20 protein-coding genes and 1 riboswitch are annotated in these 26,848 nt (G+C 39.3%); of the genes, 19 read left to right on the plus strand and 1 reads right to left on the minus strand.

Translation table 11 applies throughout. The features are described from left to right. The 18 genes from ACFSFW_RS11300 to ACFSFW_RS11385 all read left to right on the plus strand — a co-directional run bounded on the left by ACFSFW_RS11300 (position 1) and on the right by ACFSFW_RS11385 (position 23,354). Entirely contained in the window at positions 1 to 1,020 is a 1,020-nt protein-coding gene (locus ACFSFW_RS11300) for an alpha-ketoacid dehydrogenase subunit beta (RefSeq protein ID WP_388038872.1), read from the plus strand. A 25-nt stretch (positions 1,021 to 1,045) separates the two neighbouring features. Further along, the gene (locus ACFSFW_RS11305; RefSeq protein ID WP_388038238.1) at positions 1,046 to 2,425 is read left to right on the plus strand and encodes a dihydrolipoamide acetyltransferase family protein; all 1,380 of its coding nucleotides are present in this window, start codon (positions 1,046 to 1,048) and stop codon (positions 2,423 to 2,425) included. Positions 2,426 to 3,124: 699 nt separating this feature from the next. Beyond that, entirely contained in the window at positions 3,125 to 5,245 is a 2,121-nt protein-coding gene (locus tag ACFSFW_RS11310; protein WP_388038241.1) for an MMPL family transporter, read from the plus strand. 53 nt (positions 5,246 to 5,298) lie between these two features. Beyond that, on the plus strand, positions 5,299 to 5,970 hold the full coding sequence (locus ACFSFW_RS11315; RefSeq protein WP_304215025.1) for a response regulator transcription factor: 672 nt from the start codon (positions 5,299 to 5,301) through the stop codon (positions 5,968 to 5,970). Beyond that, positions 5,967 to 7,364 (plus strand): HAMP domain-containing sensor histidine kinase, encoded by a 1,398-nt coding sequence (locus ACFSFW_RS11320; protein ID WP_388038244.1) that lies wholly within the window; start codon positions 5,967 to 5,969, stop codon positions 7,362 to 7,364. The genes ACFSFW_RS11315 and ACFSFW_RS11320 overlap by 4 nt, the downstream gene beginning before the upstream one ends. A 3-nt stretch (positions 7,365 to 7,367) precedes the next feature. After that, a complete protein-coding gene (locus ACFSFW_RS11325; RefSeq protein ID WP_388038247.1) occupies positions 7,368 to 7,775 on the plus strand; it encodes a hypothetical protein in 408 nt (135 codons plus the stop codon). Positions 7,776 to 8,058: 283 nt separating this feature from the next. Then, positions 8,059 to 9,579 carry a histidine ammonia-lyase gene (gene hutH / locus ACFSFW_RS11330; RefSeq protein ID WP_388038250.1) on the plus strand — a complete coding sequence of 507 codons (1,521 nt, stop codon included), beginning with the start codon at positions 8,059 to 8,061 and terminating at the stop codon, positions 9,577 to 9,579. An 82-nt stretch (positions 9,580 to 9,661) separates the two neighbouring features. After that, the gene (gene hutU, locus ACFSFW_RS11335; RefSeq protein WP_388038253.1) at positions 9,662 to 11,344 is read left to right on the plus strand and encodes a urocanate hydratase; all 1,683 of its coding nucleotides are present in this window, start codon (positions 9,662 to 9,664) and stop codon (positions 11,342 to 11,344) included. Beyond that, positions 11,341 to 12,600: an imidazolonepropionase gene (gene hutI, locus ACFSFW_RS11340; RefSeq protein ID WP_388038256.1), complete on the plus strand. Its 1,260-nt coding sequence runs from the start codon at positions 11,341 to 11,343 to the stop codon at positions 12,598 to 12,600. Before hutU ends, hutI begins: the two co-directional genes overlap by 4 nt. A gap of 1 nt (position 12,601) precedes the next feature. After that, positions 12,602 to 13,570, plus strand: coding sequence for an agmatinase family protein (locus tag ACFSFW_RS11345; protein WP_388038259.1), 969 nt, complete (start codon positions 12,602 to 12,604; stop codon positions 13,568 to 13,570). Positions 13,571 to 13,767: 197 nt separating this feature from the next. Further along, positions 13,768 to 14,541, plus strand: a complete 774-nt coding sequence (locus tag ACFSFW_RS11350) for a MurR/RpiR family transcriptional regulator (protein ID WP_388038261.1) — start codon at positions 13,768 to 13,770, stop codon at positions 14,539 to 14,541. 119 nt (positions 14,542 to 14,660) lie between these two features. Continuing rightward, positions 14,661 to 16,262 carry a PTS transporter subunit EIIC gene (locus ACFSFW_RS11355; RefSeq protein ID WP_099364431.1) on the plus strand — a complete coding sequence of 534 codons (1,602 nt, stop codon included), beginning with the start codon at positions 14,661 to 14,663 and terminating at the stop codon, positions 16,260 to 16,262. A gap of 47 nt (positions 16,263 to 16,309) precedes the next feature. Then, the gene (locus tag ACFSFW_RS11360) at positions 16,310 to 17,635 is read left to right on the plus strand and encodes a 6-phospho-alpha-glucosidase (RefSeq protein WP_388038265.1); all 1,326 of its coding nucleotides are present in this window, start codon (positions 16,310 to 16,312) and stop codon (positions 17,633 to 17,635) included. Positions 17,636 to 17,778: 143 nt separating this feature from the next. Further along, positions 17,779 to 17,880, plus strand: a riboswitch (SAM riboswitch). 227 nt (positions 17,881 to 18,107) lie between these two features. Next, positions 18,108 to 19,133, plus strand: coding sequence for a methionine ABC transporter ATP-binding protein (locus ACFSFW_RS11365; protein ID WP_388038268.1), 1,026 nt, complete (start codon positions 18,108 to 18,110; stop codon positions 19,131 to 19,133). Continuing rightward, a complete protein-coding gene (locus ACFSFW_RS11370; protein ID WP_099364428.1) occupies positions 19,123 to 19,785 on the plus strand; it encodes a methionine ABC transporter permease in 663 nt (220 codons plus the stop codon). Before ACFSFW_RS11365 ends, ACFSFW_RS11370 begins: the two co-directional genes overlap by 11 nt. Before the next feature lie 24 nt (positions 19,786 to 19,809). Next, positions 19,810 to 20,685, plus strand: coding sequence for a MetQ/NlpA family ABC transporter substrate-binding protein (locus ACFSFW_RS11375; protein ID WP_388038271.1), 876 nt, complete (start codon positions 19,810 to 19,812; stop codon positions 20,683 to 20,685). A 58-nt stretch (positions 20,686 to 20,743) separates the two neighbouring features. Continuing rightward, positions 20,744 to 22,129 carry an LLM class flavin-dependent oxidoreductase gene (locus ACFSFW_RS11380; protein WP_388038274.1) on the plus strand — a complete coding sequence of 462 codons (1,386 nt, stop codon included), beginning with the start codon at positions 20,744 to 20,746 and terminating at the stop codon, positions 22,127 to 22,129. Between the two features lie 100 nt (positions 22,130 to 22,229). After that, complete coding sequence (locus ACFSFW_RS11385) at positions 22,230 to 23,354, plus strand: aldo/keto reductase (protein ID WP_388038277.1); 1,125 nt, start codon at positions 22,230 to 22,232, stop codon at positions 23,352 to 23,354. Between the two features lie 56 nt (positions 23,355 to 23,410). Here ACFSFW_RS11385 and ACFSFW_RS11390 read toward each other — a convergent pair whose 3' ends face one another. Then, the gene (locus ACFSFW_RS11390; protein ID WP_388038279.1) at positions 23,411 to 23,926 is read right to left on the minus strand and encodes a gamma carbonic anhydrase family protein; all 516 of its coding nucleotides are present in this window, start codon (positions 23,924 to 23,926) and stop codon (positions 23,411 to 23,413) included. Positions 23,927 to 24,532: 606 nt separating this feature from the next. On the opposite strand from ACFSFW_RS11390, the gene ACFSFW_RS11395 reads away from it, so the two are divergent. Further along, complete coding sequence (locus tag ACFSFW_RS11395) at positions 24,533 to 26,812, plus strand: ATP-binding cassette domain-containing protein (protein WP_388038282.1); 2,280 nt, start codon at positions 24,533 to 24,535, stop codon at positions 26,810 to 26,812. Positions 26,813 to 26,848: the final 36 nt, after the last annotated feature.

Genomic DNA, 26,848 nt, shown 5'->3' on the forward strand with positions numbered 1-26,848 from the left:
ATGTTACAAACAAAAAAACGCTTATTAACCGGAAATAAAGCGCTTTCTGAGGCGATTCGTTTGGAAATGGAAAAAGATCAAGAAATTTTTGTTTTGGGTGAAGATGTCGGCAAATATGGGGGGATCTTTGGCTCAACAGAAGGTTTGTATGATAAATTCGGCCCGGAAAGAATAATGGACACTCCTATATCTGAAACGGCTTTTATCGGAGCGGCGGTAGGAGCAGCATCACAAGGAATGCGTCCAATCGTAGAATTAATGTTTGTTGACTTCTTTGGTGTTTGTATGGATCAAATTTACAACCAAATGGCAAAAATCCCTTACATGTCGGGTGGTAATGTAAAACTTCCAATGGTTCTTATGACCGGTGTTGGCGGTGGTTACAATGATGCAGCCCAACACTCTCAAACTTTATATGCAACATTTGCCCATATGCCAGGAATGAAAGTTGTAGCTCCAACTACACCTTATGATTTAAAAGGTATGATGATCTCAGCGATTCGTGATGAGAACCCAGTTGTTTTTATGTTCCATAAAACACTTCAAGGTTTAGGCTGGATGGATCAAATCGATGCTTCCTTGGGACATGTTCCAGAAGAAGCATATACAGTTCCACTTGATAAAGCAAAAGTGGTTCGTGAAGGATCTGATGTAACAATTGTAGGCATCCAAATGACAACTGTCCAAGCACTTGAAGCAGCGAAAAGGCTAGAAGAAGACGGAATTAGTGCAGAAGTTATTGATATTCGCTCACTCGTTCCACTAGATAAGGAAACAATCTTAAACTCTATTAAAAAGACACATCGTTTAATGGTTGTTGATGAGGATTATCTATCTTACGGATTAACTGCTGAAATTGCTGCTTTAGCTGCAGAACATGGCCTCTATGACTTGGATGCACCAGTGAAAAGAATGGCAATCCCTGATGTTCCAATCCCATACAGTCGTCCATTAGAACAATATGTTTTGCCAAATGCAGAAAAAATCTATAAAGCTGCTAGGGAACTAGTTAATGAATAAAAACTGACGGAAAGGAGATCACATCATGGCAATCGAAGTAAAACTACCTCGTCAATCTGAAGACAACGATGAAAGCTTAATCACCTTCTGGCATGTTTCAGAAGGAGACTATATCGAAAAGGGGCAGACATTAGTAGAAGTTCAAACTGCCAAGGCTATATCTGAAATAGAAGCACCTGAGTCGAGTTATATTAAGGAAATTAAAAAACTAAGAGGAGATACAGTGAAAGTTGATGAAGTCCTCGTTGTCCTTGATACAAATACTTCGGCTGAATCGGATGCAGAATTAGAGACTGCTATAACTGTTGAAGAATTAGAAAAACCTCAAGAAGTAAAACCAGTGGTTGAGGTCAAAGCAACACCGAGAGTGAAACGACTTGCTACCCAACTTGGCGTGGACTGGCAAAAGGTAACGCCAACTCGCCCTGACGGAAAACTTACTTTAGAAGATATTCGAGAAGCAGCAGGTGCATTAAATCAGCCAGTTGTAAAAGAGGCAACTCCTGAAAAAGTGGTTAACCAACCCGTGGAACAAGCTGAGAAGAAAATGCGAACCGTTATTGCTGCACCTTCTGTCCGTAAATATGCACGGGAACATAATATTAATTTAGAAGAAATTGAAGCATTGAATCCAAATGGAAGAGTAACAAAAATTGATGTGGATCGCGCACTCCAAGCAAATGTAGAAGTATCGAAATCTCCATTAACAGATAATGAAATTATTCCATTTACAGGTATTCGCAAAGTAATCTCAAATGCAATGGTTCATTCCAAAACAACGATTCCACATGTTACACATTTCGATGAAGCAGAGGTCTCTCTTTTAGTTGACCATAGACAAAAGACGAAAGCATATTTTAGTGAGGAAGACGTTAAACTCACATACCTTGCTTATATTGTTAAAGCCTTAACAAAAGTTCTTAAAAAGTATCCAATGTTAAACGCTTCGCTGGATGATCAAAAAGACCAAATTATTCTTCATAAGCAATATAATATGGGAATTGCGGTCGACACAGAACGTGGATTAGTGGTTCCCGTTATTAAAAATGCTGATCAAAAGTCACTTTTTGATATTGCCAAAGAGATACAAGAACTTTCTAAAAAGGCAAGGGATGGCTCAATTAAAGCAGATGAAATGTCTAGTGGAACTTGCACAATTTCAAATATAGGTTCTGAGCGAGGAGCTTGGTTTACCCCTATTATTAATGCACCACAATCCTGTATTCTAGGATTTGGTCGTATTGAGAAAAAAGTAGTTGTCATCGATGATGCAATTGAAATTAGGCCTGTTATGACCTTGTCTCTAAGCTATGATCACCGCTTAATTGATGGGGCTACAGCTCAGAAGGCTGTAAATGAATTTAAAAAATTGGTTCACGAACCTGATTTATTATTAGCCTATTAATTTAATAGAGAAATCAAAAGAAAACTGCCTTCAAAAACTATATAAGTTTAAGGGCGGTTTTTCTTTGTTGTGAAATTTTGTCTTAAAAATCTTTTGGAATCGTTGTATTTTATATTTGGTAATTTCGAACCCTTAACATAGTCCGAGCTAATTCAACTTCGGACACCCCTACGCTGATTGCGCCTACCCATGTCCGAAGCTACCCCAGCTTCAACACCACCGCGCCGGCATTGCCTTCACTTCATCGAGCGTATGAAGAGGAAAAGAGTCGATGAAAAGTGGCTGAATCCCCTTCATCGAGCGTATGAAGAGGAAAAGGGCTGATGAAAAGTTGCTGAATCCTCTTCATCGAGCGTATGAAGAGGAAAAGGGCTAATGAAAAGTGGCTGAATCCCCTTCATCGAGCGTATGAAGAGGAAAAGGGCTGATGAAAAGTTGCTGAATCCTCTTCATCGAGCGTATGAAGAGGAAAAGAGCCGATGAAAAGTGGCTGAATCCCCTTCAACCGACTGTCTGAAGTTACCTAAGCTTGAGACACCCCCGCCCAGATTTGCAATCCCATGTCCGAAGCTACCCCAGCTTCAACACCCCCGCGCCGGCATCACCCAGTTTCTCGACAAATGTAAACAAAAGTTGATATTAAATTTATATTCGCTTAGTAAGATCGTAATCGAAAGGAATTAAAGGAGGTTTTACATTTTGAGAAAACTGTTACATTCAATTACAGATTGGGTTTCAAGTAAACGTGGGATGTGGATTACGATTATTGCTTGGCTAGTCTTAATGGTCGGATTAAGTGCGGGACCAAAGCTTAGCGATTATAAAGTAAGTAATTTTCAATCGCTTCCTGATGAAGCACAATCGATAATAGCTGAGAAAAAGACAGAAGAGCTATTTCCAAATGAGCAAGGGACACCAGGAATCCTTGTATTCCATAATGAAAATGGAGACATTCGTACCGATGAGGTTACACAAATACTAAATGGAATTGAAGCAGAAGATATTAAAGGAATTGAGACCATCCTTGATATTAGCGCACTTCCACCTCAAGCGTTAGCAGGCTTTATTTCTGAAGATGGTACAACCATGATTGTGCCGATGGAATTAGAACAAGGTCTTGGAAATAGTGAATTTGCCGAAATTAATGACAAGGCTTCCGAGATAGGAAATAAGATTGCGGATCAGTTTGAAAGTATGTCCTTTTATATCACTGGTCCCGCAGGAATAGCTGGGGACACACTCAAGTTATTTGAGCAAGCGGACGTAGTGTTATTACTTGCAACGATAGGAATTATTCTAGTATTACTTATTGCCATTTACCGATCACCATTACTTGCATTCATACCTTTATTAGCAACAGGGATTGTTTATCAGGTCGTGAATCAAAGTGTTGCATTACTAGGAGCGGGCGGGTTAGAAATTAATAACTCCACAACCTCAATTATGAGCATTTTGCTTTTTGCTGCAGTGATTGACTATTCACTATTTGTATTCTCTCGTTACCGTGAGGAACTAAACAAAGTAGAAAGTAAATATGAAGCTATGAAACTAGCAATGCGAGCAACTGGGGAACCTGTATTTTTTGCTGGAGGAACGGTGTTAGCAGCAATGCTAATCTTATTCTTTGCCAATTTCCGTGACTATCAAAACTTTGCTCCCATTTTTGGGCTTGCAATGTTCTTTATTATGTTAGCATCGATCACATTGGTTCCAGCTTTATTTACACTCTTTGGTCGGAAAGCGTTTTGGCCGAAAGTTCCAAAGCATGGCCAAGAAAAAGAAATAAAACACGGAATTTGGGGGCCAATTGCTAAGTTTGTGGTGAATAAACCAGGATTATCTGGAGGCCTTGTTGGTGTTTTCCTACTTATCACCGCATTAAATATATTTAATCTTGATTTTGAGTTTGATACTGTCAAAAAGTTCCCTGAGGATTTACCTTCTCGAGTAGGTTATGAGGTTGTAGAGACAAGATATGATAAAGGGGAGCTAGCACCTACAACATTATTAATTGAAAGTGATGAAGCAATAGACCCAGAGAAAGTGACCACTTTTACAGAAAAACTACAAGAATATGATGATATTGCGTCTGTTCGATTAACTGCTCAATCTGAAGATTCTAAGGCATTAAAGTTGAGTGTTGTGTTAGCAACGAATCCATATTCTACAGAATCTATGACGATTATGAAAGATTTACGTGAAGATACACCAAATCTATTGAAGGACCTTTCTATATCAGGTGAAGCATATTATAGCGGAGTGACTGCAAAGCTAGTAGATGAACTTGATGTAAATACGAGAGATATCTTTACAATTGTGATACTTGAAACATTACTCATACTGATCCTTTTATTTGCCCTAACTCGTTCAATGAAAATGCCAATTTATATGATGGCAACCATTTTACTTTCCTATGTATCTGCTTTGGGTCTTGGTATCTTCCTTGTCGATATCTTGTTTGGCTATGATGCATTAAGTACCCGAGTTCCGGTATATGCTTTTATCTTCCTTGTGGCACTAGGTATCGATTATAACATCATCCTTGCCTCACGATTTATAGAAGAGAGGAAGACTCATCGAGTTAAAGATGCACTTGAAGTTGCGATCCGTAATACGGGTGGAGTCATTTCATCTGCTGGTATTATTCTAGCTGCAACTTTTGCAGCTCTAACAACGATGCCAATTGCCGATTTATTCGTATTTGGATTCATGGTCGCGATTGGAATCTTAATAGATACTTTCCTAGTACGCGGAATGCTATTGCCAGCTTTGATACTGCTATTTGAAAAAGACAAGCAAGCATCGCATAATAGACAGTAAAATAAAATACAAAGGGCTTCCTTCGTATTTTGCTTTTTAGGAGGTTTCACATTATGAAGATCCTTGTTGTAGATGATGATGTCTATATTCAACAGCTAGTATCGATTCACTTGAGCCGAGAAGGCTACCAAGTATATAGAGCTAATCATGCCGAAGAAGCATTAGACTTGTTGGAAGAAAAAACAGTTGATTTAGCGATTGTCGATGTGATGATGCCCAAAATGGATGGATTTGAATTGACCAAGATTTTGTCGAACGACTATGATATCCCCGTTATACTGCTTACTGCCAAAGGTCAAATCGATGATAAGGAACAAGGCTTCTTATCTGGATCTGAGGATTATATTGTTAAGCCTTTTGAGGTGAAGGAACTCCTATTCCGTGTTGCCGTTGTGTTACGGCGTGTCGAACGCGCCATGGAAACGGTAATAAAAGTAGGAAATCTCATGATTGATCGAAAAAATTTTGAATTAAATATTAATCATGAGACAGTCCTTCCACCATTAAAGGAATTTGAAGTGTTAAGCTTATTAGCTTCACGTGTCAATAAGGTTACGCCTAGAGCTGTTCTGGTGGAACAAGTATGGGGTGTTGATTATGAAGGTGGAGAACAAACGCTAAATACTCATATAAATCGTATCCGTGAGCGTTTAAAAAAATACGATGCATCGGTGGAAATTCAAACCGTTCGCGGAATTGGCTATAAGCTAGAGGAAATAAAATGAAGACTTTATATCGGAAATTCATTGTAGCTACGCTATTGATTTTAATGATAAGTGTCATTGTCGGAATAATCATCGCAAATTTTATTTACATGACATCAACAAAACAGAAGATTGATCAGCAGAATGTGGAGATTGCACAAAGAATTACATTAACTCTTGAGAGTATGCATTCGGATAGCTCATCCTTTGAACCATTCTTGGAATCGATTGGAAACCTGGGGTATCAGATATATGTGGTAAACGAATCCGGTAAAGAAGCTTATTTTGGTAAGCCATTTACAAAGACAGCTCTTCCACAAGAAGCCGAGAAGGTTCTTTCAGAGAAGGAAATTTACCATGGTATGAATGCATTTTCCCATAAGTTTTTAATGATGGGACATTTCTCAAATGCTGTAGAGAATACGGTAGGTGTCCCATTCACAATGAATGGGGAACAATACGGCTTATTTATCCGTCCAAATAATAAACTACTCTTTTCGGATATTCATATGATTTTAGCGTGGTTTTTTGTAGCAGTAACGGTTGTTAGTATTAGTGGGGTAATCCTGTTTGCAAAGCATCTGATCCAGCCGATTACTAAGTTAACGGAAGCGACCAAAGAGATTACACGGGAGAATTTTCATTATCCACTAACGATTGATCGTAATGATGAAATTGGACAATTAGTAGAAAGCTTTAACACGATGCAGACGCAGTTACAGCATAATGATGAAGCGCGTAAATCCTTTATCAATAATGTGTCACATGACTTTCAGTCTCCACTTATGAATATTCAGGGATATGCGGAGCTTTTACTGTCTCAAAATGTAAATGAACGAGATGCTAAAGAATACTTACAGGTTATTGATCATGAATCAAAGCGGCTTTCAAATCTAACAAAGCAGCTATTGCTGTTAACATCTCTTGATCAACAAGCATATCCGATGAAGATTTCAGAGGTCCAATTGGATGAACAAATTAAACAAACCATCCGCAGGTATCAGTGGCGACTACAGGAAAAGGAAATAGAAGTCTCCTATAAACTGCCATTTATTCGGACAAAAGTTGATGCAGAACTTATGAGCAACGTGTGGGACAACTTACTAACAAATGCGATAAAGTATAATACACATGGAGGAAATATTTGGATTAGCTTATCTAGAAGCGAGTTTTTCATTAAGGTCATTGTGAAAGATACAGGAATCGGTATGTCGAAGGAAGCCGTCACTCAAATTTTTGAACGTTTTTATCGGGTGGATTCATCTAGAAAAAGGGACGGAACAGGACTTGGTTTATCGATCGTTAAACAAATAATTGACCTGCATGGAGGAGAAATCAAGGTTGACAGTAAGGTTGCTGAGGGAACAACCTTCACAATTATACTTCCTAACATGATTGGGGAATTGGAGGAATAAATAATGGAACAAACTTGGAGTATACGGCTCATTCGATTTTCAGCTATATTCGGTATAATTGGTACTTTTCTAGGCTCTCATATGTCTGGAAATATGGATTATTCGTTGAGACCTATTCATGCTCATATTCTATTAGTAGGCTGGTTATCGGTGTTTGCTTGGGGAATTTTTTATAAGGTATATAGTATTAAATACAAAAAACTTGTACCTATTCACAGTATCCTGGGAATGTTAGGTGCTCTGGGGTTGACTGTAGGAATGTGGATGTACAATATAAACCCTTTTAATCTTAATGAGACCTTTGTCATGGTGTTCTTTATCGTGGGCGGAAGCTTACTTTTACTTGCCTTTTTACTATTCGTGCCAATCACTTTTCTCATTGATAAACAGCAGCAAAATAAGAACTTCTAATTCTTATAAAACTTTTACCAAACTTTGAAAGTGATGGTTGACGCTGGAAATAAAAGCACATATACTAAAATTAGTTATTAGACTTTAGAGTTTAAAAGATATCTAGGCAAGGGAAAGAATTGTTGTATTTTTGAATGGAATTAATCACATATAATACGCCCATAGTATTTTAGTTAATAGGGGGCTATATGATGAAGTCATTTTTTTCGTGACTTTCATCATGTAGCTCCCTTTTTTATTGGCTCTTTACCGTACTAAAGCGAATTTGAAGGGAGACAAGCAGATGGTTACCTTAACTGGTCAAACACTAACATTTCAAGAGGTACAAAGGGTTTTATACGAGGGGGAAAAAGTTAATTATTCACAAGAGAGCATGAGAAAGGTCCAAGAAAGTCGAAAAGCAGTTGAAAAAATTGTGGCTGAAGAACGAATTATTTATGGCATTACAACAGGATTTGGAAAATTTAGTGATGTGTTTATCGATAAAGAAGATGTAGAGGCACTGCAATTAAATTTAATTCGTTCTCATGCTTGCGGAATTGGTGAACCCTTTCCAGAGGTTGTATCACGTGCGATGCTACTTCTTCGAGCAAATGCATTGTTGAAGGGATTTTCAGGTGTACGTCCGGTCGTGATTGATAGATTGCTTGACTTACTAAATGCTGGCATCCATCCGGTTATTCCACAACAAGGATCACTCGGTGCAAGTGGGGACTTAGCGCCACTCTCACATTTGGCTCTTGTTTTAATCGGGGAGGGTGAGGTCTTTTATAAAGGAGAGAAAACATCTGCGATTCATGCGTTAACGAAGGAATCTATTTTCCCGATAACATTAACAGCAAAAGAAGGATTAGCGCTTATCAATGGAACACAGGCAATGACAGCGATGGGGGCAGTTGCATACTTGGAAGCGGAAAAATTAGCTTATCAAACAGAATTGATTGCCTCTGTAACAATCGAAGCATTACGTGGAATTATTGATGCATTTGATGAAGATATTCAGCTTGCACGTGGCTATCGAGAGCAAATTGAAGTAGCTGAACGTATTCGTGCACATCTTTCTGATAGCTCCTTAACAACAAGACAAGGAGAAATCCGCGTTCAGGATGCATACTCAATCCGTTGTATCCCTCAAGTGCACGGAGCGACATGGCAAACATTAAACTATGTAAAAGAAAAATTGGAAATTGAAATGAATGCTGCTACTGATAATCCGTTAATTTTTGATAATGGTGAGAAGGTCTTATCAGGGGGGAACTTCCACGGCCAACCGATCGCTTTTGCCATGGACTTCTTAGCGATTGCAGTGGCGGAACTCGCCAATATTTCAGAGCGTCGTATTGAGCGTTTAGTTAATCCTCAACTGAACGACCTACCACCATTTTTAAGTCCTGAACCAGGCTTACAATCAGGAGCGATGATCATGCAATATGTCGCAGCATCACTTGTATCCGAAAACAAAACATTAGCGCATCCAGCGAGTGTAGATTCGATTCCCTCATCCGCAAACCAGGAGGATCACGTGAGCATGGGGACCATTGGATCAAGACATGCATATCAAGTTATCACAAATACGCGTCGTGTCTTAGCAATTGAGGCCATTTGTAGCATGCAGGCAGCTGAAATTCGCGGAAAAGAAAAAATGGCAACAGCAACAAGCTCATTTTTAGAAAATGGTAGAAAAGTCGTGCCGTATATTTCTGCAGACCGCGTATTTTCTAAGGATATCGAAGCAATGGATCACTGGTTAAAGACTGGAATTTTTAATTTTAACCAAAAGGCAACAAAAAACTCTACTAATTAACAGAGGCTCGAAGTTAAATGATCGGATTCTAGGCGTTCTTTTTATTAATAAAATATAAGTAACACAACTTGGAGGGAATAAAATGAAAAGTACAACAAACCACAACAAAATTATCCGTTATGTAGGGACACAATTAAATACGAAAGGTTGGCAGCAAGAGGCAGTGCTTCGGATGTTAATGAATAATTTAGATGCAGATGTAGCCGAAAGACCAGAAGATCTTGTTGTATATGGGGGGATTGGGAAAGCGGCACGGAACTGGGAATCATTTGACGCGATTGTCGACTCACTGAAAGAACTAGAAAGTGACGAAACATTGCTTGTGCAATCAGGAAAGCCGGTGGTTGTTTTTAAAACACATAAAGATGCTCCACGTGTTTTGATTGCGAATTCGAATATTGTTCCAGCTTTTGCAAATTGGGAAACCTTCCATGAACTCGATAAAAAAGGCTTAATGATGTATGGGCAAATGACGGCAGGCAGCTGGATTTATATTGGTTCTCAAGGAATTGTCCAAGGTACGTATGAAACGTTTGCGGAGTTAGCGAAGCAGCACTTTAACGGTACATTAAGAAGTACGATAACTGTGACAGCTGGCCTTGGAGGAATGGGTGGTGCACAGCCACTTGCCGTAACGATGAATGGTGGCGTATGTATCGCGATTGAAGTGGATGAGACTAGAATTGATCGCCGGATTGAAACACGTTATACAGATGTGAAAGCGTACACATTGGATGAAGCAATCCAGTTGGCAGAAGAAGCGAAAAGAGAAGGGAAGGCATTATCGATTGGATTGTTAGGTAACGCATCTGATCTTCTTCCTGAGATGATTGCACGAAACTTTATCCCTGATGCCTTAACAGACCAAACATCAGCACATGATCCACTTAACGGGTATGTACCTTCAGGGATGTCACTTGAAGAAGCATCAAAATTAAGAGAGTCCAACCCTAAAGAGTATGTAAACCTTTCAAAAGCGTCAATGGCAAAGCATGTTGAAGCGATGCTTGAAATGATGGAAAAGGGTGCAATTACATTTGACTATGGTAATAATATTCGTCAGGTTGCCAAAGATGAAGGCGTGGAAAATGCATTTGACTTCCCCGGCTTCGTTCCGGCTTATATTCGCCCACAATTTTGTGAAGGAAAAGGGCCTTTCCGATGGGTGGCACTATCTGGAGACCCGGAGGATATCTATAAAACAGACGAAGCCATTTTACGTGAATTTAGTGACAATAAGCATTTATGTAATTGGATTCGGATGGCAAGGGATAAAATCCAATTCCAAGGTCTTCCATCTCGAATTTGCTGGTTGGGCTATGGAGAGCGTGCTCGTTTCGGTAAAATCTTGAATGATATGGTGGCCAGCGGAGAACTAAAAGCACCAATTGTCATTGGTCGTGACCATTTGGATTCAGGTTCAGTTGCATCACCAAATCGAGAAACAGAAGCAATGAAAGATGGATCTGATGTTGTGGCAGATTGGCCGATTTTAAATGCGATGGTAAACGCTGTTGGAGGCGCAACTTGGGTATCTGTTCATCACGGTGGCGGTGTAGGAATGGGCTACTCCTTACATGCAGGGGTAGTAATTGTTGCGGATGGTACGAAAGATGCAGAAGCACGCATTGAGCGAGTATTAACAACAGATCCAGGAATGGGTGTTGTACGTCATGCTGATGCTGGATACGAGCTTGCCAAGAAAACAGCGCGTGAAAAAGGAATCAAGATGCCAATGCTTGATAAAGGGGCTGATCAAGAATGACAAAGCCAATCTGGATTAAACATGCTGCTCAATTAGCAACGCTCGCTTCTGATGTAAAAGGTCCGCGCTCAAAAGAAGCAATGTCTGAGCTGGGGCTAATTGAAGACGGCAGTTTGTGGATTGAAGATGGCGTGATCCAGGCAGTAGGAACAACAAAAGAGCTTGAAGCCCGATATGCGGATAAGCTCCACGAGGCAGAAATTGTTGATGCCACGAGTCATCTAGTTACTCCAGGACTGGTGGATCCGCATACACATGTTGTGTACGGGGGAAGCCGCGAGCGTGAATTTGAAATGCGCCTCGAGGGTGCAACATATATGGACATTATGAACGCAGGTGGAGGAATTCATGCGACCACCCGTATGACTAGAGAAGCTACAGAGGATGCGCTAATTGAACAAACAACACGTCGCCTTGATTCATTTTTGGCTCATGGTGTAACGACTGTGGAAGGAAAAAGCGGGTATGGTATGGATTTGGAAACCGAGTTAAAGCAGTTGCGAGTGATGAAAAAGCTTCAAAATCAACATCCGATTGATCTTGTTCCAACTTTTATGGGGGCACATGCAGTACCGCCAGAGTATAAAGGTCGTGAAGATGAGTTTATTGATCATTTAATCCATGACATGCTGCCAGTAGTAGCTAAGGAAAAATTGGCAGAATTTAATGATGTATTTTGTGAAAAAGGGGTTTATACACCAGAGCAGTCGGAGCGGATATTAGAAGCTGGAAAACGCTTGGGATTAATCCCAAAAATCCATGCCGATGAAATTGTACCTTATGGAGGAGCGGAATTAGCTGCGAAAGTAGGAGCCATTTCAGCAGAGCATTTATTGAAAGCATCAGATGAAGGAATTAAAGCGATGGCAAAGTCCGGTACAATCGCTTGTTTACTTCCAGCAACAGCCCTGTATTTGCGTGAAGTAGCAGCTGCTGGTAGAAAAATGATCGACGAGGGTGTGGCTGTGGCGATTTCAACGGATTGTAATCCAGGATCTTCTCCAACAACCTCGATGCCACTTGTTATGAATTTAGCTTGTATTTTAATGCGTTTAACGCCTGCAGAAGCATTAACGGCGGCAACCTATAATGCAGCCCATGCCATTAACCGACAAGACCAAGTTGGGTCACTTGAGGTCGGTAAACAAGCAGATATCGTTTTATGGAATGTGAAAAATTATCAAGAATTACAATATTTATTTGGCGTTAACCATGTAAAAGCGGTATGGAAAAAAGGTGTAAAGGTCGTGAACTAAGATGAGTGAACATTTTCTTCAGGTACCTGAATGGTCATGGAATCAGACGGCAATAGAGGAACCAACCTATGTCCATCAATGGGTTAAACCATTGAATGTGCTAGAACGTACACCTGATCTCATCCTGTACGGAGCACCAATCTCGAGGTCTTCGATTAGTGTTTCTGGAGCTTCTTTATATCCAACTGAATTTCGGAGGATGTGGAAAGGATTTGCCACATATAATTTGGACGAAAATGTAGATTTATGTTCCTTTCAAGTAGCGGATGCAGGCGATGTGGCAATGCATACGACGGATATTCTTTTGTCACATCAACGAATACAAAAGACAACAGCCTATCTTGCCGCACACTATCCAAACACGCCAACATGTATGATTGGCGGTGATCATTCAACAACGGCTTGTGCTGTACGAGGTATTAAGGATGCTTTCCCTAGTGAGACGATTGGAATTTTACAGCTTGATACACATCTTGATGTAAGGGATCCAAAAGAACTCGGGCCAGCAAACGGAACACCAATCCGCCAATTAATTGATGGCCAGGTCGTGAACGGGGAAAACGTGATTAATATTGGACTGCATGGATACTACAATGCAAAACCATTAATAGATTACGCAAATGATCACAAGATTCAGATGGTAACCTTAAAGCAAGCTCGAAAACAAGGGCTAATCAACACGGTTCAACGTGCATTAGAGCAATTATCAGCAAAGGTTGATCGTATTTACGTAACAGTTGATATGGATGTATTGGATATTTCGGTTGCCCCTGGAGTCCCGGCATCAACACCAGGCGGGTTATCAGCAATTGAACTATTTGATAGTTTGCTAGAAATCGGCAAGCATCCTGCTGTTAGACATATTGATTATGTCTGCCTAGATCCAAGTAAGGATTCGGCCGTTTCTGAAACAGTTAAGGTAGGAACCTATGCGTGGCTGCAATTTATTACAGGTCTAGTCTTACGATAGGCACTAGTGCTGAGAAAAGAATAGTTAAGAGTAGATAAAATAAGAAAAACTGTAGGTGTTTGCTAACCTGCAGTTTTTTTCTTTTTCCAGGTACTACATAACCAAGACATCTTCCTGCTATTCGTTTGAACGGCTAGAGTTGAGGTATAATAGTAGATGATAAAAAGTGGCATACATAAGAATGAGAGTGATTAGATTTGATTGATATTAGCAAAATTATTCAAGGGAGAAATTTAACAGAATTAGATGTACAAATTATTCGATATATCATTACGAATATTGATACGGTTTTGCAAAAAGGAGTGCGTGAAATTGCTAAAGAAAATTTCACTTCCCCCGCGACAGTTATTCGCTTATCCAAAAAGTTAGGCTATACCGGTTTTGTGGATATGTATTATCAACTCCTGCCAATGATTAGGAAAGTTGAAGTACCGCAAAGTGGTGATATAGAGGACTTTTTGCAGGTAAGCCAAACGGATTTTTTAACCCTTAATTCGATGGAAGAGATTGAAACGTTTATTAGCAAAGTGTTAAATCTAGATCAAAAATATATATTTATTTATGCAACTGGCTTTTCAGCCATTGCTGCAGAGTACTTTCATAAAAAACTATTAGTATTAGGTCGGAAAACGATATTTGCCAGTGCAACGGACTCCGTTGGTATCTTTGAAAATAATCTGGAGGATATCGGGGCATTAGTCGTTATCTCAAAATCAGGAGAAACACAGACTGTGATTGATAAACTGCATGCGGCAAAAGAGCATCATGTGTTTACAGCTTCATTTACAAAGGAAACGGATAATCGCATTGCGAAGCTGTCTGATTTAAACTTTAAAATTATGGATTACAATAAGCTAGATGACCGAAATATGCTACCAAATCGTTTCTTTCCTAAATTGCTTCTGCTGTTTGAGTTTATCCTTAAGCAGTATGTTGAGAATTTAGGCGCGAAAAAGAATAGGGAAGAGTGAAACGTGTTTCAATCTGTGAAACACGTTTTTAATCATGTTGAAACTATCGACTATAAAACGCTTGCATTGTATTCTAAACGTGTCGAAAGAAATTAAGTGAATATTGGAGGTGCGGCTCAATGAAAGCCAAAATGATGGAAGGTATGCAACGCTTTTCAAAAGCAATGTTCATTCCAGTACTTATATTGCCGATTGCTGGTATTTTGATTGCCCTCGGTAACTTATTTACGAATGCTAGATTATTGGAAGTCATTCCATTTTTAGATAATCCGATTACGACAGGTTTCGGATCCATTTTAACTGGATCATTAGTTTCGATTCTCGGTAACCTAGGATTGATTTTCTGTGTCGGTATCACGGTAGGCTTGGCTAATAAAGAGAAAGCTGTTGCTGGTTTTACTGCTTTATTAGGTTATTTAGTATTTGTTAATGCGATGAATAAATTTATGGACCTTACCGGAGTACTGTTTCAAGGCGACTCCCTGCAAGGAACAGGACAAACGCTTGTTTTAGGTGTTCAAATACTTGATATGGGTGTTTTCCTCGGAATTATTCTCGGGATTGTAACCGCTTTTGTTCATAACAAATTTGTTGATATAGAATTTAACGGTGCTTTTCAAATATACGGTGGATCACGTTTTGTCTTTATCGTACTTATACCAGTAGTTGTCCTATTATCAATTGCTCTTACGTATATTTGGCCGTTTTTCCAAAATGGTATTAACAATCTTGGATCTCTTATTAATCACAGTGGGAACTTCGGAATATTCTTATACGGAATGTTAGAGCGCTTATTAATTCCTACTGGGCTGCATCACTTAATCTATACACCATTCTTATATACATCATTGGGCGGTGTAGCAGAAGTTGGCGGACAAATTTTTGAAGGTGCAAGAAATATTTACTACGCTGAGATTGCAGATCCAACTGTAAAAGAACTTTCTTCATCTGTCGTTTGGGATGCGCGAGGAATTTCAAAAATGTTTGGTTTACTCGGCGCTTGCTTAGCGATGTATCATACAGCAAAGCCTGAGAACAAGGCGAAGGTAAAAGCAATCTTGATTCCTGCTGCTGTGACTTCTTTTATTGCGGGTGTTACTGAACCAATTGAATTCTCATTCATGTTTGTTGCTCCACTACTATTTGTGGTTCACGCTGCTTTAAGTGGTTTAGCAATGGTAACGTTTAGTCTCTTAGATGTCAGAGCAATTGGACCAAACGGAATGATTGACTTCCTATTGTTCAATTTACCGCTCGGAATTGAGAAGACACACTGGCCAATGTACATTTTAATCGGTTTGATCTTCTTTGTGATCTACTACTTACTATTCCGCTTCTTAATCGTGAAGCTTAACTTCAAGACCGTCGGAAGAGAAGAAGGTGGACAAGAAACAAAGTTATATACGAAGAAAGATTTAAAAGAAAAGCAAAAACAAGGAAAAACTGGAACTTCTGAATCACAGGGAAATGACGGAATTGCCCCAGTAATTGTTGATGCCTTAGGTGGAGCAAGTAACATTCATACCGTTACCAATTGTTATACAAGACTTCGTTTAACACTAGATAATCCTGAAATGGTCAACGAAGAAGTGTTGAAGAAAGAAACAGGTGCTAGTGGAGTCGTGATTAAAGATAAAAATGTTCAAGTTGTTTACGGCTTACAGGTTACAACGATTAGAAAAGCTGTTGACAGTTATTTAGGATTAACAACAAACGAATAGACTCGGAATAAAACAACAACAAAGATTTCTAGAAGGGAATGGAGAAAATGAAAAAGTTCTCAGTCGTTATTGCAGGTGGAGGAAGTACCTATACACCAGGGATTGTTATGATGTTATTAGACAATCTGGACCGTTTCCCACTTCGAAAGTTAAAATTATATGATAATGATGCTGAAAGACAAGCTGTTTTAGGAGAAGCAATTGAGATCGTATTAAAAGAAAATGCGCCGGATATTGAATATTGCTTCACAACCGATCCAGAGGAGGCTTTTACTGATATCGATTTCTGCTTTGCTCATATTCGTACGGGGAAATATGAAATGCGCGAAAAAGATGAAAAAATTCCATTGAAATATGGTGTAGTCGGCCAAGAAACTTGCGGACCTGGCGGAATTGCTTATGGAATGAGAAGCATCGGGGATATGGTTGAGTTAATCGATATAATGGAAAAATATTCACCAGATGCATGGATGTTAAACTATTCTAATCCTGCAGCCATTGTAGCGGAAGCTTGTCGCGTTCTTCGTCCAAATTCAAAAGTATTGAATATTTGTGATATGCCTGTAGGCACACTACGTAGAATTTCTCATATCATCGGCAAAGAGCCACAGGATTTAGAAGTACGTTATTTCGGATTAAACCACTTTGGCTGGTGGACAAGTGTAAAAGATAAAGAGGGAAATGAATATCTTCCTCAAATTCGTGATTATGTTGCTGAAAACGGATATCTTACTCAAAAAGAAGTAGATACCCAGCATACTGATGCTAGCTGGCAAGAAACACACAAGAAAGCAAAAGATTTACTAGCGGTTGATCCTAGATTCTTGCCAAATACGTATTTAAAATACTATTTATACCCTGATTATGTGGTAAAAACGTCTAATCCAGAATACACAAGGGCAAATGAAGTAATCGCTGGTAGAGAAAAGACCGTTTTCTCAACAGCAAGAACGATCATTGAAAGAGGAACTGCAGAAGGCTGCGAGTTTGAAATGGGGGCACATGCCACTTTCGTTGTTGATTTAGCCCGTGCGATTGCCTTTAACACACATGAAAGAATGTTATTAATTGTTGAAAACAATGGAGCCATTGCTAACTTTGATGATGATGCTATGGTTGAAGTTCCATGTATTGTTGGTAGCGACGGTCCAGAGCCATTAAGCCAAGGGAAAATTCCTGAATTCCAAAGAGCGTTAATGTATCAGCAAGTAACAGTTGAAAAATTAGTGGTTCAAGCCTATATTGAAGGCAGCTACCAAAAGCTCTGGCAGGCATTAACACTTTCAAAAACAGTACCAAGTGCAAAAGTAGCCAAAGACATCTTGGATGAATTAATCGAAGCTAATAAAGGTTATTGGCCGGAGTTACACTAATAGAAAAGTAGAATACTAAGGGTAACCTGTAGCATAAGTATACTAGTAACCTAAAAAGAACAATAATAAGATTTTTCAAAAATCTTATTGACAGTTCAAGACATTCCATGTAAATTATTAATTACAATTCAATAATTAATGAATTCTTATCAAGAGAGGTGGAGGGACTGGCCCTTTGAAGCCTCGGCAACAGACTACAAGGTACTGTGCCAAATCCAGCAAGCAAAGAGCTTGAAAGATGAGAAGAGACGATTAAATTTACCATTTAAACCCTCTTCTGTCATGAAGGGGGTTTTATTTTTTTGATTTAAAAGAGGTCTTTATTACCTATAATCAATTCTCAAAAACTAAATTTATATAAAATGAAAAAGTATGCCGATTAGACAACTAAAGGTATCTTTATCCAATACATCTTTACATGGTGTTGGATAGAGGTGCCTTTTTTGTTTGATTTCGAAAAGGAGGATTATCGTTGATTAAGTTTGAGGAAGTAAATAAAGTATTTGGTTTGGAAGGAAAGAAGGTGCAAGCGTTAAAGGATGTTTCTTTAACCATATCAAAAGGAGAAATCTTTGGAGTGGTTGGATTTAGTGGGGCTGGTAAAAGTACATTGCTCCGACTCGTTAATTTACTTGAACGCCCAACATCAGGGAAGGTGGTGGTTAACGACCGAGAAATATCCAGTCTCTCTCAAGCTGAGCTACGTAAGTTACGAAGGAAAATCGGTATGATCTTTCAGTCATTTAACCTATTTAACTCTCGCACTGTATATGGAAATATCGCTTATCCTCTCAAACTTGCAAAGTTGCCAAAGGATGAAATTGATCACCGTGTTAAAGAATTACTTCAATTTGTTGGTTTACAAGATAAGTCAGATCAGTATCCGGAACAGCTTTCCGGCGGACAAAAGCAAAGAGTAGGTATTGCAAGAGCGCTTGCCACATCACCAGACATTCTGATTTGTGATGAAGCAACCTCTGCGTTAGACCCTGAAACAACAGGAGAAATCCTTCAGCTATTACGTAAAGTGAATGAGGAGTACAATATTACCATTTTACTTATTACACATGAGATGCATGTAATCCGTAGTATTTGTCATCGAGTGGCTGTGATGGAAAACGGGTCAGTGATTGAAGAAGGAAATGTGTATGATATTTTTTCAAACCCACAATCCAAAACGACTAAAAATTTTATTAGTTCCGTGCTAAACGATAAGCTTTCTAGCAAACTCTTAGAGAAATTGCGCAATAACCATTATGGAAACTTGTATCGCGTGATTTTTACAGGAGGGGCTTCAAGTCAACCAATCCTATCACGAGTAACGAGAAAGCATGGGATTGATTTCAATATTATATACGGAAGTATTAACGAGTTACAGGATCAATTGTTTGGTAGTTTAATTGTTGAGTTTCAGGGTCCTGATCCTCTAATTCGGCAAGTTATCAATGAACTTAAACAAATTGTTGAAGTAAGGGAGGTGATTAATCATGAGAGTTGATTGGACTACGTTTTGGCCTCGTATTATTGAAGCGACTGGAGAAACCATTTTAATGGTTATCTTTACATTAATTTTCTCAAGCATGATTGGTATAGCGATGGGGGTACTCTTTTTTGTCACCCGCAAAGGGAACATATTAGAAAATAAGTATATCTTTCTCGTACTTAATTTGTTAGTGAACATCGTTCGTCCCATTCCATTTATTATTTTGCTAGTTGCATTGAGTCCCTTAACTCGGGCAGTTATGGGTACTACGATTGGAACGGCAGCAGCTATTTTTCCTATGACGATAGCGGCATGCTTTGCGGTTGCTAGGATCGTAGAGAGTAACCTTGTCTCGATTGATCCGGGAATTATTGAAGCTGCACAGGCTATGGGTGCAAGCCCCGTACGAATCATATTTGGCGTACTTATACCTGAAGCGTTAGGACCTCTTATTCTCGGTCTTACTTTTGTTACGGTTGGACTTGTCGATTTCTCAGCTATGGCTGGAACGGTAGGTGGCGGTGGATTAGGTGACCTTGCCATGACCTATGGTTACCAGAGATTTGATACATCGGTCATGATTGTGACAGTTGTGATATTAATTCTACTCGTTCAAATAGCACAGTTTTCAGGGAACTTTTTATCTAGATTCTTTTTACGAAGATAACCTAAAAAAAGGAGAGATTTCAAAATGAAAAAGCGATTAATTATTTTATTATCAATGGCGTTTGTTATTTCAATACTGGCAGCGTGTACGAATAGTACTTCTGGAAAATCCAATGAGGTCGTAAAGATTGGTGTAACAGGTGCGGATGGACCGTATTGGAAGCTTATTGAAGAAAAAGCAAAGGCAAAAGGAATCACAATTGAGTTAGTGGAGTTTTCCGATTACATTCAGCCTAATAATGCTCTTGCAAATGGAGAGATTGATATGAATTCTTTCCAACATATTGCTTTTCTAGGTCCTGCAAATGTTGAGAATGGCTTTAAGATTGTTCCGATTGCTTCAACAACTATTAACCCAACAGGAATTTACTCTGAAAAATATGATGATTTAGCAGACATACCAGAGGGTTCGCAAATCGCGATTTCAAACGACCCTGCAAACCTTGGCCGAGGTTTAACTTTATTAGAAAAGGCTGGATTAATTGAGCTAAAAGATGGAGTGGGTATATACGGAACCTTAGATGATATTGCTAAGAACCCAAAGAATTTAGAAATTGTTCCAGTTGTTTCTCAACAAACTGCACAGGCACTTAAAGATGTTGCTGCGTCTCTGATAAATAATGGAATCGCAGGTCAAGCGGGGTTGAACTTTAAGGATGCGTTGTTATATGACGATCCAGAGAGTGAAGAAGCAAGACCATATATTAATGTATTTGCCGTTCGTGAAGAGGATAAAGACAATGAAACATACAAAACAATTGCAAAGCTATATCAGGAAGCGGATGTGAAAGAAGCTGTAATAGAAGATACAAAGGGTGGAAGTATTGTTGTTGATATCCCTGCTGAAGATCTTGAGGAGACTTTAAACCAATTAGAAGAAAGCATTAAGAATAGAAAATAGAGAATGTAAGCTAAATACTTAAAATGGTAATTAAATAATCTATGAAAAGGTGAGACAATTGGCTAAACAAATACGCTTAAATGTTTTCGATATGACGAGTGCTATGCATAATTCACACGGGCTTTGGAAGCATCCAAATAGTGAGAGACATACTCAATATAAAGATTTAGATTATTGGATAGAGTTAGCGAAATTATTGGAACGAGGAAAGTTTGATGCTGTATTTTTTGCGGATGTGCTGGGGATATATGATGTTTATAAACAAAGTAAACAGCCATCTATTCGTGACGGGGTTCAGGTGCCATTAAATGATCCAGCTTTTGTTGTACCAGCGATGGCGAGTGTAACAGAACATCTATCTTTCGCCGTGACAGTTAGTACTACATATGAGCATCCATTCGGCCATGCAAGAAGATTTTCTACCTTAGACCATCTTACAAAAGGGAGAATCGCTTGGAATATCGTTACTTCCTATCTTCCAAATGCTGCACGTAACTTTGGTCTACCAGAAATGCTCAAACATGATGCACGTTATGATTTGGCAGATGAGTTTTTGGAAGTCTCTTATAAGCTATGGGAAGGGAGTTGGGAGGACAATGCTGTCATTGCTGACGCCTCCCAGGAGATTCTAATAGACCCATCGAAGGTACATGAGATTAATCATAAAGGTGAGTATTTTTCGGTAGAAGGTCCTCATTTAAGTGAGCCTTCCATACAGCGTACCCCAGTTATATATCAAGCAGGTACGTCTGAACGTGGCAAGGAGTTTGCGGCCAAACATGCAGAATGTGTATTTGTTGGAGGGTCAGCAGAAAAAATAAAATCGGCTATTCAAGATATCCGACAAAGAGCGCAAAAGTATGGACGAAACCCTGAGAATATAAAGGCATTTACTTTTTTAAATGTAATTGTGGGAGAGACTTCAGAACAGGCAGAAGAAAAGTATCAGGAATTAGCTAGGTATTGGAGTGCTGAAGCAGCAAAAGCCCAATATGGCGGTTCTAGCGGGTATGATTTATCACAGTATACAGACTTAGATAGTCCTTTTGAATATAAACATACCGAACATGGGCAATCAAGAGCTGCTTCACTTACAAAAGATGCACCAAAAAAATTAACAGTCAGAGAGGTATTAAACCGTTTTGAAATAATTGATCGGAATCATGTGCTAGTAGGAAATCCTAGTGAAGTGGCTGATGCAATTCAATTTCAATTCGAAGAGAGCGGTGTAGATGGCTTTAACTTGGCTCATCTTGTCACACCAGAAAGCCTAGAGGAATTCATTGATTTGGTCATTCCTGAATTACAGAAACGCGGAATTTACAAAACAGAATATGAACAGGGGTCCTTCAGAGAAAAATTATTTAATCACGGAAGTAGTTTATTACCTAGTGATCATACGGGAAGTCAGTATCGAAAAACTGCTATATTAGAAGGGAAGTAACAATTATATTTATTAAAGGCCTTGCTAAACAAATGGTGTTTTTATATAAGTGCTCACTAAGTTGATAGAAGCGGAAGGCGGCGACTCCTGCGGGAAAAGCGTGAGACTTGAGACCCCGCAGGAGCGAGAGCGACGAGGAGGCTCAAGCCACGCCCGCGGAAAGCGTCCGCCTGCAGCGGATATCAACGGTGTAAAAAAGCGAAAACAGGCCTTTGAAAAAATGGAAAGGGAGTTATTTATGGAATATAAAACAATCGGAGATACTGGCATTTACGTATCAGAGTTGTGTTTCGGTACAATGTCTTTTGGTGGGATAGCAGACGAAAAAACGTCTATGGCAATGTTTAACCGGTGTAGGGAAGTTGGGATCAATTTCTTTGATACAGCTAATATTTATAACAGTGGAAGGTCGGAAGAAATACTTGGTAAATGTATAGCTGATTGCCGGGATGATATTGTATTAACATCAAAGGTCGGTCTTCCTTCTGGAGTTGGTAAAAATGAAGGTGGCACTTCTAGAAGACATATTTTCCTTTCAATTGAGAAAACCCTAAAGCGTTTGGGAACAGATCGAATTGAATTTTATTTCCTCCATCGGTTTGATGAGACAACCGATATCGAGGAAACGCTCATTGCGTTAGATGATCTGCAAAGACAAGGGAAGATCCTATATCCTGCGGTTAGTAATTGGGCAGCCTGGCAAATTGCGAAAGCTCTTGGTATATCAGAACGAAAAGCGTTGGCTAAATTTAAACTAATTCAACCAATGTATAATCTAGTAAAAAGACAAGCCGAAGTAGAGATATTACCACTAGCTCAAGCGGAAGGGCTTGGAGTCATTAGCTATAGCCCGTTAGGTGGAGGACTCTTAACAGGAAAATATGGGGAAGCTAAGAAGCCCAAACAAGGTAGGCTGGTAGAACAACATAACTATCAACTTAGATATGCTCAAAAGGATTATTATGAAATTGCTAGTCGTTTCACACAATATGCAAATGAAAATGGGTATGATCCGGTTTCTCTAGCGGTCGCTTGGGTAAAGAGTAACCCGAGTATTACAGCGCCTATCATAGGTGCTAGAAACCTAGAGCAGTTGGAGCCAGCGCTTGATTCTATTCATATCTCGTTAGATAAGAATCAGTGGGAAGAAATTGCATCCTTATCTATTACACCCCCGTTAGCAACAGACCACAGTGCGGAAGAAGGAATAGTTAAGAGTAGATAAGATAAGAAAAACTGTAGGTGCATGCCGTCCTACAGTTTTTTCTTTTTTCTATGGAACTATTTATTTAATATGTCATTGTATATGTAACTTTTTTCAACGTACGTATCAATTGAAAGTTGAATTAGTTCAAAATCCTTATTGGTTAGTTCCCGAACCACCTTTCCAGGTGAGCCTAGGACAAGGGAACGAGGTGGGATTATTTTATTAGACGGAATTAGTGTATTGGCACCAATGATACACTCTTCACCGATGACGGCACCATCTAAAATGGTTGAGCCCATTCCGATGATACATCTTTTTTTAATCGTACAACCATGCAGAATCACATTATGACCAACAGTTACTTCATCTTCCACTACTACCGGTGAGCCTTCAAATAAATGAATGGTTGCATTATCCTGGATACTGCATCGATCCCCAATAATGATAGCGTCTTCATCACCACGCAGAACGGCATTAAACCAAATAGAGGTCTCTTTACCAACCTGAACATCACCAATTACATATGAACCTGGAGCCAAGAAGACAGTCTCATGTACGTTCGGTTTTTTGTCTTTAAAGGGAATAAGCATTATGAAATCTCCTTTTCAATTTTTCATAATATTATAACATATTTATCATTCGTGATAAGATGGGATTTGGATTGGACTTGCTCGTTCGGGACTTCATAACGCCGATGAAGGACTTTGCATGGGACTGACAAGCTCGTTCGGGACTTCATAACGCCGATGAAGGACTTTGTACGAGACTCGCTTGTTCGTTCGGGACTTCATAACGCCGATGAAGGACTTTGCACGAGACTCGCATGTTCGTTCGGGACTTCATAACCGTGATGAAGGACTTTGCACGAGATTGACATGCTCGTTCGGGACTTCATAACGCCGATGAAGGACTATGCACGAGACTGACATGCTCGTTCGGGACTTCATAACGCCGATGAAGGACTTTGCACGAGACTGACATGTTCGTTCGGGACTTCATAACGCCGATGAAGGACTTTGCACGAGACTCGCTTGTTCGTTCGGGACTTCATAACCGCGATGAAGGACTTTGCATGAGACTCGCTTGTTCTTATTAGAACAATCTTCGATAAGGAAAGGTATTCCTCCTGGTAGGGGTGGCTAAACTTGTAACGAACTGATAAAAACATAGTAGATTAATATAGAAAGGATGGTAACATGTCTGATATAAAAGATGAAATTATTTTAAGAGGATTAAAAGAACATAATCTAAAAAATATAGATTTAACTATACCAAAAGAAAAAATCATCGTATTTACTGGTCTTTCAGGCTCTGGAAAGAGTTCAGTTGTTTTTGATACATTAGCAACAGAAAGCAGAAGACAAATGACAATGAACTATCCTCTCTATGTCAGAAATCAAATGCCAAGGTATGAAAGACCCCACGCGGATCTTATGCAAAACTTAAGCCCTGTTATTGTTGTAGAACAAAGGCCGATAGGGGGGAATTCTCGCTCAACAGTAGGCACCTATATGGATATCGATCCATTGATTAGACTTTTATTCTCAAGGATAGGAAAACCATCCATAGGTTCTGCCACCGATTTTTCGAGTCAAAGTTCCTTTGGGAGATGTCCAGAATGTGGTGGATTTGGGGAGGTCATTACGCCGGACTTAAATAAAATAATCGATTTCAATCAAACACTTCGAGGATACGCAGTGAAATTTAAGCCGTTGTCGCCATCTGGCTGGCAAGGCAGATGGATGATGACTGGTGGTTTATTCGATCCAGATAAGTCTATAAAGGACTACTCAAAAGAAGAACTCCAGTTGCTATTATATGGTCCTCGAGAAGGTGAAAAAGTCTATGCGCCGTTTCATACGAAAAATGGACCACAGGATCATGAGTGGGATGGGCTATTGCCTCGATTTACGCGACTTTATATAAACAGAGATATCACAAAGCTAAAAGAAGTATCCCAAGATGATGTATTGGCCGTTTCTACACATTCATTATGCCCAACCTGCCAAGGCTCTGGCATGAATCCAAAGGTATTAGAATGTAGAATAAATAACTTGAACATCGCAGACTACAATCAATTAGAGCTTCCAGACATAATAGAAGAACTAAAGAATATCAAAGATCCGATGGGAGAATCAATTGCACAACAAATAATCCCACATGTGACACAACTAGTCGATATGGGATTAGGATATTTGAGTCTATCAAGAAAAATGGGCACTCTGTCAAGTGGCGAAGCTCAAAGGGTAAAAATTGCTCGTCATTTAGGGAGCAGTTTAAACAATATTACATACATTTTCGACGAACCAAGTGCAGGGCTCCATCCAGAAGAAGTGGATATGTTAATACATATGCTAAAAAGGATAAAAGACCAACACAATACAGTAATTGTAATTGAACACAATCTATCAGTCATAAAAGTAGCAGATGAAATAATTGAAATGGGACCAGGAGCAGGTGTAAATGGAGGAGAGGTTCTCTATCAAGGAAAGATAGAAGGCCTAAAGAACTCTCCCACCGCAACAGCTTTAAACCATAGATTAAACATAAATAGAAGTCAAAGGGATATAAAAAGTTATTTTAGAATCAGAAAAGCAGCTACCAATAACCTGAAGAATATAAGCGTACACATTCCTAAAAATGCCTTAGTCTCGGTTTGTGGAGTGTCAGGTTCAGGTAAAAGCTCACTAATGTTGGAAGCATTTGCGAAAGAATATCCTGAGACCTTAATGGTAGGCCAAGGTAGCATAGGAATCTCCAATCGTTCGACCCTGGCTACATATATGGGGATCATGGACGATATTCGTGCGACATTTTCAAAAGAAACAGGACAACCAGCGGGTTTATTCAGCTTTAACTCCTTAGGAGCATGCCCTATCTGCAATGGAAAAGGAGTAATAACCCCAGATGTAGCATTTGCAGATCCGGTAACAATACCTTGTGAAACATGTGGTGGTTCGAGATATTCAGATGAAGCGCTGTCCTACAAATATCAGAATAAAAATATAGTAGAGATATTAAATTTAACTACGGATGAGGCTGTTCATTATTTTAATATACCCAAAATCATAAAAAGAGTGCGTACACTTAAAGAAGTAGGTTTAGGGTATTTGACTTTAGGCCAGACGACAAGTTCTCTAAGCGGAGGGGAAATCCAACGTCTAAAGCTCGCAAGCCACTTACAAAAAGAAGGACAAATCTATCTTTTAGACGAGCCATCTTTAGGGCTACACACAGAAGACAATGAAAAACTATTAGACGTATTTCAAAATCTCGTAAACAGAGGTAATTCTGTCATCATAATCGAACACAATCTAAACTTTATAGCGGCGAGCGACTGGGTAATTGAGTTAGGTCCAGGGGGAGGAAAAAAAGGAGGACATCTTATTTTTGAAGGCACACCAGAAAAAATGTTACGAGCAGAAACATTAACAGCGAAATGGTTAAAGCATGGAGTTATCGCACATAACACTTAAAAAAGGGTACTGACCTCAATATTCGCCAGATCTAGA

It is taken from the genome of Ferdinandcohnia salidurans (assembly GCF_042680725.1).
GTDB classification, from domain to species: domain Bacteria; phylum Bacillota; class Bacilli; order Bacillales; family Bacillaceae_L; genus Ferdinandcohnia; species Ferdinandcohnia salidurans.

Excerpts from the sequence above, each read along its gene's own strand:
- ACFSFW_RS11355 (WP_099364431.1), top strand. The coding sequence starts at position 14,661 with ATGAAAGCCAAAATGATGGAAGGTATGCAACGCTTTTCAAAAGCAATG.
- ACFSFW_RS11300 (WP_388038872.1), top strand. The coding sequence starts at position 1 with ATGTTACAAACAAAAAAACGCTTATTAACCGGAAATAAAGCGCTTTCT.
- ACFSFW_RS11360 (WP_388038265.1), top strand. The coding sequence starts at position 16,310 with ATGAAAAAGTTCTCAGTCGTTATTGCAGGTGGAGGAAGTACCTATACA.
- ACFSFW_RS11325 (WP_388038247.1), top strand. The coding sequence starts at position 7,368 with ATGGAACAAACTTGGAGTATACGGCTCATTCGATTTTCAGCTATATTC.
- ACFSFW_RS11395 (WP_388038282.1), top strand. The coding sequence starts at position 24,533 with ATGTCTGATATAAAAGATGAAATTATTTTAAGAGGATTAAAAGAACAT.
- hutU (WP_388038253.1), top strand. The coding sequence starts at position 9,662 with ATGAAAAGTACAACAAACCACAACAAAATTATCCGTTATGTAGGGACA.
- hutH (WP_388038250.1), top strand. The coding sequence starts at position 8,059 with ATGGTTACCTTAACTGGTCAAACACTAACATTTCAAGAGGTACAAAGG.
- ACFSFW_RS11390 (WP_388038279.1), bottom strand. The coding sequence starts at position 23,926 with ATGCTTATTCCCTTTAAAGACAAAAAACCGAACGTACATGAGACTGTC.
- ACFSFW_RS11375 (WP_388038271.1), top strand. The coding sequence starts at position 19,810 with ATGAAAAAGCGATTAATTATTTTATTATCAATGGCGTTTGTTATTTCA.
- ACFSFW_RS11345 (WP_388038259.1), top strand. The coding sequence starts at position 12,602 with ATGAGTGAACATTTTCTTCAGGTACCTGAATGGTCATGGAATCAGACG.
- hutI (WP_388038256.1), top strand. The coding sequence starts at position 11,341 with ATGACAAAGCCAATCTGGATTAAACATGCTGCTCAATTAGCAACGCTC.
- ACFSFW_RS11320 (WP_388038244.1), top strand. The coding sequence starts at position 5,967 with ATGAAGACTTTATATCGGAAATTCATTGTAGCTACGCTATTGATTTTA.
- ACFSFW_RS11370 (WP_099364428.1), top strand. The coding sequence starts at position 19,123 with ATGAGAGTTGATTGGACTACGTTTTGGCCTCGTATTATTGAAGCGACT.
- ACFSFW_RS11305 (WP_388038238.1), top strand. The coding sequence starts at position 1,046 with ATGGCAATCGAAGTAAAACTACCTCGTCAATCTGAAGACAACGATGAA.
- ACFSFW_RS11315 (WP_304215025.1), top strand. The coding sequence starts at position 5,299 with ATGAAGATCCTTGTTGTAGATGATGATGTCTATATTCAACAGCTAGTA.